Genomic DNA, 5,917 nt, shown 5'->3' on the forward strand with positions numbered 1-5,917 from the left:
GTGGATCAAGGAATTTACTTTCAAAATTCTTTAAAGCTGTAGCGCGTTTAGGACGATCGATCTCACCAACTTCCTGAATCTCTCTCATCTCTTTAATCTGGTATTTGACCATGTCCCAGTTGCCTGCTTTGGCACCAAAAAAGGCTCTAGACATACGGTCCCCATACTCTATCATGACCGTACCGAGACCGGGGTTAATCTTTGTCTTCTGCGTATCAGTATCCTTCTCAACAGCGGTGACTCTCTTAGAAAGCTTGTCGATATCCGCTGTTGAGGCACCTCCAGTAGTGGTGGCGCATCCGACCGCCAGAATTGCTATCAGCACAAGCATGGCGACTACAATGATTGCTAATTTTAGCCGCTTATCTTTTAACACTCGATTCACCTCCTCGTACAAACGCTGATTTTAAGGCGTTATTACCCGTAATCACTAATTCGTAATTTGTTCTTTAATACCGCTGATTTCTTTTTTATGGTGGGAGCCAAAATAGGAGATCGGTTACCCCTAGTGCTTCAAATAATTGCAGGTTGTCGGTTATGTAGTTAAAGTCCCGCTGAGTTAGCTGTAGGGAGACATCTTGATCGGGGTGTCGTTTGCGCAGAGCCTGGCAAACTTGCCCAATACTTGTTTTTGGAAAGATCAGAGCCGCAGCGATTTCCAAATCGACGAAAATAACGAGGGCATATAGATCCATCTCTTGCGAGAAATAAATGCGGTGCTCGTTAACCCACTTTCCCTTCGGGTTGGCCAAATATTTAACCTGTATCGTTTCGCCCTCGGGGCCGATCACATCATAGCCCTTCTGGACCCTGCTGTTTACTAAAGAACCTCCTACCAGAAAAGCAACTAACCATTCGCTAAATTCTGCAAGCGGATCACGATTTGAGCTGGGGAGTTCAAGGTGTGCGAGAAGGTCGAGACGTGCAATTCTATACTGTTTGTATGCTGCAATAATTTGGTCGCTATAACCGTTTTGAGTGTTGAGGTTAGGAAGATTCATCTGGAGAGAGTGTTGTCTGTGCATAGGATTAATCGGTGATTTCATACACCTACAAGGCTGAAGTTCTCCACCCACGCGTCCTTTGGCCCATTTTTTAAGCTCATGCATATCCATCGAGCAAACCTTAATATACTCATTAGTCGTCCAATTAGACCTTTTTGAAGTGCTAATATGCCTGCAAGACGCGGTATGCAGCATTAAGTAATGCGGTTTAGGATTACGCTCACAGTTCACTACAAATCCCGACGGATTCATCTCTAACCAGCTAAGATAAGCATTATCATCGTTCTCAAACCGTATCATCCCGCCCCCTTTAACCCGCAAACGGTTATTTAGAGTATACTACTAAACATTTATCGCTGAAGAGTATTTAGCCTAAGCGCTTACCTAGTATTTGGGGGAGGATATTGGAGGTAATCGGTGGGCTGTGTCCATTGTGAACAATGGAAGGCTGATTATAAACGAAGAGCGCTATTCATGATTACCGGGGTTTTCCTTTTAGGCCTGGAGAATAGCGGACTCGAACATTCTCCTTGACTCCGAGCTTATTACGCCTATTGTCCACCAACCTGCTCGCCGCCCGGTGCTCTACCACATATATAATGCCTGGTTAATGGATGTGCAGCAGGCGTATGTCGGTTGCGCGTACTGGTGCAATATACTACAATAAGTACGAACAGGCGTTCGTGATTGAAAGGTGGTAAGGATATGTCGGAACACAAACTTCCTGCTAAGTTCATCAAGAAAATCCAGGGGAAAGACTTCGTGCTCTTCGAGGGTCTTCTGGAGATGGCGCACGCGGCAGGTCTAAAACGGGTAGAGACCCAGCTTTTGCAGGCTCCGCACCGGGATAACGGGATGCTCGCGATAGTAAGGGCGGTTGTCGAGACGGATAAGGGGGTCTTCTCGGCTCTTGGCGACGCCTCTCCGGAGTCCGCCGAGCGCCCGATGCAGCCTCACCTGGTTCGCCTTGCGGATACCCGCGCAATAGCCCGCGCCTTGCGTCTTGCGACAAACGTCGGCATGACGGCAGCCGAGGAGATCAACCCGAGCGAGCCGGTAATGGGGGCAAACGGTAACGGGCACAAGAAATCAGCGGACCCCGAGTCCGTCGTTCTTTCCTTCGGCAAGCATGCGGACAAGTCCCTTGGAGATGTTCTGGCCGAGGACCCGACCTATGTCGAGTGGCTTGCAAAAGAGGCCTACGATTACGTCTTGAGGACCGCCGCAAAAAAACTTCTTGAAGAAAGCACGCCGCAGGTCGACAATCTTGACCCAACCGGCACGGCCGAAATATTCTTCGAGTAACAAACAAGCTGTCTGCCGTGCGCGTCGTTGCTTAAAGCGGGCACTTCGACCGGCTTTGCGAGTAGGTGTTTCGTTTTAGATCAGCTCCTATTGGTACATACAGCAGTTGATACTTTGGTTCATAAATAGCTCGGGCCCCATACAAGATAACATTATTACAGGGGCAGTCGCTAGAGGAAAAGGGCAAATATTAAACGTGTTAATACGCCGAATTTTGAAGTCGATAATTATCCTAACTTGGTGTATCATGCCAAGTGGTTGCACGCTTGGAGAACGGCAGTTATAGAACTCATTACTCACAGCATATAGGGAGAGTTCATGAACGCAGCTACTCCATTGTGGGAGATAGCAGTCAGGCTTTTACTTGCGGTAATATTAGGCGGCGCTATCGGGTATCAGAGAGAGATCTCTGAAAAACCGGCCGGCCTTCGCACGCACGCACTCGTGTCGCTGGGCTCGGCGCTTATTATGATCATTTCTATCGATATCCAGCCGTTTTTAGGGCTGGCCCGCACGGATGTCACCCGTATCGCGGCAAGCGTTGTCACCGGTATCGGTTTTTTGGGCGGCGGCGCCATCATCAGGCAGGGCAGCATTGTGCGCGGTCTTACCACGGCGGCGAGCATCTGGGTCGTTTCGGGCGTGGGCCTTGCTGTCGGCGGCGGGCTCTACTTCGCTTCACTCATTGCGACGCTTTTGATATTGCTTACGCTTACCACGCTTAAATACGTCGAGATTAGAGCCGTCCCTGCCCACAGAACCATCCAAATGATGGCGATTGACAACCCGCAGCAGTTGGGAAAGATAATCTCGGCCCTCGGTGAGATCGGTGTCACGGTGCGCACTATCGACATCGAACCGCTTGAAGGCGAGGGTACCAATGTAATACAGTTGGGGTTGCAGATTCCGCCGGATGTCGATGACATCCGGGTACCTGCACAATTGGCTTCAGTAAAAGGTGTGGGTGAGATACATTGGATAAGCAGGCCGATGGTCCGCGAACGGTCAAATGGGTCGTAAGTTCCTGCCTTGCCGGTCTTAAGACCAGGTACGACGGTGGGGACAAATTCTGCGCAAAAATCCGGGAACTCGTTGAAAAAGGAGAGGCGCTGCCCTTTTGCCCGGAACAGGGCGGAGGACTGACTACCCCGCGGCCTCCCGCCGAGATTGTTGGCGGCGACGGTAGTGACGTGCTGGCCGGCAGGGCAAGAGTGATAAACAAACTCGGCGACGACGTGACCGAGCAGTTTATTCGCGGCGCTTCGGAGATGCTCGAGCTTGCGCGCATCACCGGCGCTACGGGGGCGATTATTAAATCGCTAAGCCCTTCTTGTGGTGTCGGGGCTATTTATGACGGGACGTTTTCCGGTACTATAAGAGAAGGCGACGGCGTTACCGCCGCGCTTTTGAGAGAATCCGGCCTTGAAGTCGTCACCGAGAATCAGCTAGGGAAAGAATTGTAAGATGAGTGTTGATTACCACGTTCATACCGCCCGCTGCGGCCACGCCCGCGGCGAAATGCGCGATTACGTAAAGCGTGCCAGAGAGCTGTCTCTTACTGAGATCGGCTTTGCCGACCACCTGCCGCTTCTCACCGGACACGATCCCACGCTTACCATGTCGCTTGACGAACTCCCGGAGTATGTCGAGGCGGTGGCAACTCTAAAGCGAGAGTTTCCGGATATTGCGATAAAAACGGGCATCGAGGCCGATTACCTGCCCGGACGGGAAGAAGAGACCGCGCGGCTGCTTGGCGCGTATGATTTTGACTACGTCATCGGCTCGATTCATTTTATCGATGGGTGGGGTTTTGATGATAGCCGCTACATCGAAGGGTATAAACAGCGGGATATCTATGAGCTGTACGCGACGTATTTCAAGCTGGTCGCAGATGCGGCAAAGACGGGCCTGTTTGATGTTATCGGCCACCTGGACCTTATTAAGAAATATAACTTTAAGCCCGAGGAGGATATAACCCCGCTGGTCGCAGGTGCAATTTCGGCGATTAAAAAGGCGGATGCGGCGATTGAGATAAACACGGCGGGTTTGCGAAAGCCGGTCGGTGAAATCTATCCAAGTGACGCGATCCTCGCCCTCTGCTTCAATGAGGGTGTGCCGGTAACGCTGGGTTCGGATGCGCATAGCCCGGAGGAAGTCGGTATGGGCTTTGAGGCGGGGCGCGCGGCTGCGCGGCGTGCGGGCTACGAGCGGCTTGCCGTTTTTGCAAAACGCGAGCGCGATTTTGTAGATTTAGTTTGATTATGTAGAGATGGCGCATACCTGTTATTTTAGAGTAGGTGATGGCCGTGACGAAGGCGTTGGTGTTGATGTCGGGCGGTCTCGACAGCATATTGGCCGCAGAAGTTCTTCTCGACCAGGGGATAGAGGTCGAGGCGGTCACCTTTGTCACCCCGTTTTTCGACTCGGTGAACGCTGAAAAAGCTGCGGAGATGCTCGGGATACCCGTCCATATTATCGATATCACCGAGCCGCACATGAAGATGCTTAAACACCCCAAGCACGGCTACGGCAGATTCATGAACCCCTGTATCGATTGCCATGCGATGATGATCCGCAAGGCGGGCGAGCTGATGAAAGAACTCGGCGCCGATTTTATCGCGACCGGCGAGGTTTTGGGCGAGCGCCCCAAATCGCAAAATCGTCAGGCGCTCGGCATCGTTGAGCAAGAATCCGGGATGGAAGGATATGTGTTAAGACCCCTCTCGGCGAAGCTTCTCGATGAAACTATCCCCGAGAGGCAAGGCCTGGTCGACCGCTCTAAGCTACTCGATATCAGGGGCCGCTCGCGAAAGCCCCAGATGGCGTTGGCGAAAAAGTTCGGGGTGCACGAATACCCGTCGCCGGCCGGCGGCTGTATCCTGACCGACCCGATGTTTTCAATCAGGCTTCGCACCCTTTACAAGGTCGAGGGTCGGCCCACGGTAAACAAGGTCAACCTGATGAAGATCGGGCGCGTGTTTCTTTCGAGCGAGGGCGCCATCATTGTGGTGTCCCGAAACGAAGAGGAAAACAAGCGACTTGCCCAGCTGGCCGAGCCGGGCGACCTGATTTTTGAGGCCGAGGAGTATGCCGGCCCGCTTACCATCCTGCTAAAAAATAGCTACACCGAGCGCTCGGTTTTTGAGGCCGCCGCGCTTACCGCACGCTACGGCAAGGCCAAGTCGCTTGATGAAGTTGATGTTACAAGCGTTGAGTTCGGCACGTCCGAGAAGCGGCTCATCCACGTACAACACCCGGCTGAGGCTGTTCACGTTAACCCGCCCAAAGACGGCGAGCTTGCACGGGTTGCCGGCGCGTAAAGCACAATCTTCTTTATTTGCTCGTTTAGCCTTATAATACCTAATAAACAACCGTAGAAGTATGATGTAATGAGGCCCGTGCTGCGGGTGGATGTTTTAAACCATGGAGGCAAAGATGACTGATAAGAAAGCACAAGTAGGTATATTCGGAGGTTCAGGATTTTACTCGTTTATTGACCATGTCGAGGAGGTAAACGTTGAGACGCCCTACGGGCCTCCGAGCGATAAAGTCGCGATAGGCGATGTGCAAGGGGTAAAAGTCGCATTTCTGCCACGCCATGGGCGCGA

At 52.0% G+C, this 5,917-nt stretch carries 6 protein-coding genes and 2 pseudogenes; 6 read left to right on the forward strand and 2 right to left on the reverse strand.

Going from position 1 to position 5,917, the window contains the following annotated elements; translation table 11 throughout:
* Together COY37_RS07935 and COY37_RS07940 are read right to left on the reverse strand one after the other, a co-directional pair.
* Positions 1-376, reverse strand: a pseudogene (locus COY37_RS07935) (hypothetical protein); the annotation flags it as partial.
* Positions 377-470: 94 nt separating this feature from the next.
* The gene (locus COY37_RS07940; RefSeq protein ID WP_286977121.1) at positions 471-1,115 is read right to left on the reverse strand and encodes a hypothetical protein; all 645 of its coding nucleotides are present in this window, start codon (positions 1,113-1,115) and stop codon (positions 471-473) included.
* A gap of 594 nt (positions 1,116-1,709) precedes the next feature.
* Here COY37_RS07940 and COY37_RS07945 point away from each other — a divergent pair.
* The 6 genes and pseudogenes from COY37_RS07945 to COY37_RS11890 all read left to right on the forward strand — a co-directional run.
* Positions 1,710-2,309, forward strand: coding sequence for an exodeoxyribonuclease X C-terminal domain-containing protein (locus COY37_RS07945; protein ID WP_286677967.1), 600 nt, complete (start codon positions 1,710-1,712; stop codon positions 2,307-2,309).
* A 318-nt stretch (positions 2,310-2,627) separates the two neighbouring features.
* Positions 2,628-3,329, forward strand: coding sequence for an MgtC/SapB family protein (locus tag COY37_RS07950; protein ID WP_286677968.1), 702 nt, complete (start codon positions 2,628-2,630; stop codon positions 3,327-3,329).
* Entirely contained in the window at positions 3,284-3,772 is a 489-nt protein-coding gene (locus COY37_RS07955) for a 2-thiouracil desulfurase family protein (RefSeq protein WP_286677969.1), read from the forward strand. Before COY37_RS07950 ends, COY37_RS07955 begins: the two co-directional genes overlap by 46 nt.
* Before the next feature lies 1 nt (position 3,773).
* On the forward strand, positions 3,774-4,568 hold the full coding sequence (locus COY37_RS07960; RefSeq protein WP_286677970.1) for a histidinol-phosphatase HisJ family protein: 795 nt from the start codon (positions 3,774-3,776) through the stop codon (positions 4,566-4,568).
* Positions 4,569-4,615: 47 nt separating this feature from the next.
* Positions 4,616-5,629: a hypothetical protein gene (locus tag COY37_RS07965; RefSeq protein ID WP_286677971.1), complete on the forward strand. Its 1,014-nt coding sequence runs from the start codon at positions 4,616-4,618 to the stop codon at positions 5,627-5,629.
* 115 nt (positions 5,630-5,744) lie between these two features.
* A pseudogene (locus tag COY37_RS11890) lies at positions 5,745-5,917 on the forward strand (S-methyl-5'-thioadenosine phosphorylase); the annotation flags it as partial.

It is taken from the genome of Candidatus Aquicultor secundus (assembly GCF_002791875.1).
GTDB lineage: Bacteria > Actinomycetota > Aquicultoria > Aquicultorales > Aquicultoraceae > Aquicultor_A > Aquicultor_A secundus.